Below are 2,463 nucleotides of genomic sequence, written 5' to 3' on the forward strand. Positions count from 1 at the left end.
CAACAAGGGCCTCACAAAGCCCGCTCATGACATCACCCGGGAGGCTACCGCACCAAAGAGGGCAATCCCGGCCATGACCATACAGACACTGGAAAATATCCGTGCTTTGGACAGAGGCTTGTTCTCAAGGGGTACAGATTGAGGTTCAACAGGACTGTTGGATGTTGCTACCAGGTTCTGTGTCGGAGGCTTGCTGTCATAAACTAGCTTGATCAGTCCTTCGGTGGTTTCTGTAACGTTAAAGCCGGAAAGCGGAACAATGATTTCTATCTCATTGCCGTTCATGATCCCGTTGACAGTCAGGAGATCCCCGGAAGTGGAAAGGGTTGTTTCGCTCATCAGGCTTTCCCTTCGTACTGCAGACAAAGGAAAGCCTGTCCGGATTTCAGGGAAATAAGCGGCTGTGTACTCTCGATGATAAAGGTGGATCCCTGGATCCTCGTGTTGACCAGCTCGTCAATCCCATCAACCACGACATAGGCCGTCGGAAGCTCGATGTCCTTCCAGTTCTCACCAAACTGGATGTAGGTGAACTGGTCATCTCGAAAGACGGTTTCTGGCCGCAAGCGGTCATCACCCCAGAGTTTGTAATCACCCCAACCCCGAAGTTTGCTTGGATCAAAAGCTGCAGACTTCACAAAGTCTGTGGCAGCGCCACTGGCATCTTTTGGCGGTGGGGTGTAACCGCTTTTGAGCGCTTCAAGGGAAGAGGCTTTGGCGTCGTTACTGGCCTCTGTTTCAATCGCCGGCTTGTCGTCGGAGAACATGGGCGTGATAACCCGGCTCGTCTTGATAATCTCGCGATCTTCAAGTCCGGTATTATCGATGCGCACAACCAGGTCAGGCACGTTCTTTGAGTTAAAACTCTCAGAACGGATATAGAAGGGATAGACTTCGCCTGATTTGGTATAGACCTGCAGGGAAGTGTCTTTACCCGAGCTTGCGGGCTGGATGGCCAGAATATTATCTGCGCGTTGTTTGACTTGAAATTCTGCTCCATCCCCCACATCAAAGGAATGGATGGCCACGCCTTTTGGCAGGATAACAGAAGTGACCATAAATTCGCGGGTACGGACTTTGTAAACGCAGTTTTCACAGCGCGTATATTCATAAACGCCTTCGCTCGGAATTGTGTCATTCCAGATGGTCTGGATCTGGCCACCAACACCGGATCTGTCCATATAGCCAAAGTTTCCATCGATCTGATTTTTGGCCTGATCGATCACACTTTGAGAAACCGGAAGCGGGGGCGGACCAGGTAAATTTCCCTGAGAGTCTAGCGCCGTTTGAGAATGTGCAGCGCTCATAAAGCTCAGGGTTGCAAAGCAGGTCAAAAATAGGGATTTCATAGGTTAGCTCTTTCTTTCAGGCTCATGTCCAAAACGCGAATTCCGAGGGGGTTTTCGTACTTTTCGGCTTCGGCGACTTCATGGGGGCGGGTGGTTATTTTGAGGTAGGCGCGAAGTTTCTTTTCTTCGACATTCTCACCGTTGCGGTTATCCGTCTGGGTGATATCAACGGCCAGTTCCCAGACGTTATCGAGCTTGCGCACGACGTTGACACTTTCAACAGTGATCGAACGGGTAATGCCGTCTTTAATCGCGTCCTGGATTGCTCCGGTTTCGATGCGGGTTTTGCGGAATTCCTCATAAAAAGCCCTATCCGTCATGATAAAGGCTTCTTGAAACCGCATGGTCTGGGTCACGCTATCGATTTCAAGCATGTTGCGGACATAACGGCGGCTGATTTGTTCAAGCAACAAATCAAATCCTGGTACGTCCTGGGAAATCGGCTCAACCCGGTATACCCGGTTATCAGCTGGATCAATCCGCAGAAGGGCTGGTCTGACTTCTTTCAAAGGAACCAGTGCCGTAAATGCAGACAGGCTTAGACCCAGAGCAACCAGCAGACCTATATTGGTTGCTCCGGAAATCCGGAGCATCCAGGCAAGACGGCGGTGCGCGATTTGAAAGGCGTAAGGATCAGCATTTCTGATGCTTGAGTGATCAATGGTTAGATCCTCAAGCGGCGCTGAACCTGCCCTTTTTCGAAAGAGATTTAACCGACCCATGAGAAAGTCTCCGGGCTGTAATCAATCTGGTTACAGACGCAAGGGCTTTGCAGCATTTCATCAATGCCGGATGGATTTGTCGGAATTTCTTTGCGGGCGCTGCAGCCAGCAATCAGGGTAACGACAGCGATAAGAAGTGTGGTTTTAATGATGCTCATGAATTTGGGTCCTGTTTTGGGAAAATTAGGAATTATTGGCTGATATAACCGCCGTAAATCAGGGCGCAGATGGCAAAAATCACTGAGACCCAAAAGGTGTTTTTGAAGAAGAAGAACATGGAGCGAGTTCCTTATTTGGACTTGGGAGTTTGGGCAGAGCGTTTCTCTGCGAATTGTTGGCTAAAGCTCTTGGAGCTGGTGGATTGCATTGCCCTCATGCGATCCCCGATTTCT

General features: G+C 49.9%; 4 protein-coding genes. All 4 read right to left on the reverse strand.

Going from position 1 to position 2,463, the window contains the following annotated elements; all coding sequences use genetic code 11:
* Positions 1–24 precede the first annotated feature (24 nt).
* Genes B152_RS0114900 through B152_RS26045 form a run of 4 tightly spaced genes read right to left on the reverse strand, consistent with a single transcriptional unit; the run spans position 25 to position 2,229 of the window.
* Positions 25–339, reverse strand: a complete 315-nt coding sequence (locus B152_RS0114900; RefSeq protein ID WP_020593234.1) for a hypothetical protein — start codon at positions 337–339, stop codon at positions 25–27.
* Positions 339–1,349, reverse strand: a complete 1,011-nt coding sequence (locus B152_RS23955) for a TrbG/VirB9 family P-type conjugative transfer protein (protein ID WP_020593235.1) — start codon at positions 1,347–1,349, stop codon at positions 339–341. The genes B152_RS0114900 and B152_RS23955 overlap by 1 nt, the downstream gene beginning before the upstream one ends.
* Positions 1,346–2,071: a VirB8/TrbF family protein gene (locus tag B152_RS0114915; protein WP_020593236.1), complete on the reverse strand. Its 726-nt coding sequence runs from the start codon at positions 2,069–2,071 to the stop codon at positions 1,346–1,348. The genes B152_RS23955 and B152_RS0114915 overlap by 4 nt, the downstream gene beginning before the upstream one ends.
* Positions 2,059–2,229, reverse strand: coding sequence for a hypothetical protein (locus B152_RS26045; protein WP_020593237.1), 171 nt, complete (start codon positions 2,227–2,229; stop codon positions 2,059–2,061). Before B152_RS26045 ends, B152_RS0114915 begins: the two co-directional genes overlap by 13 nt.
* Between the last annotated feature and the right edge of the window lie 234 nt (positions 2,230–2,463).

The sequence above is a fragment of the Kiloniella laminariae DSM 19542 genome (assembly GCF_000374005.1).
GTDB lineage: Bacteria > Pseudomonadota > Alphaproteobacteria > Kiloniellales > Kiloniellaceae > Kiloniella > Kiloniella laminariae.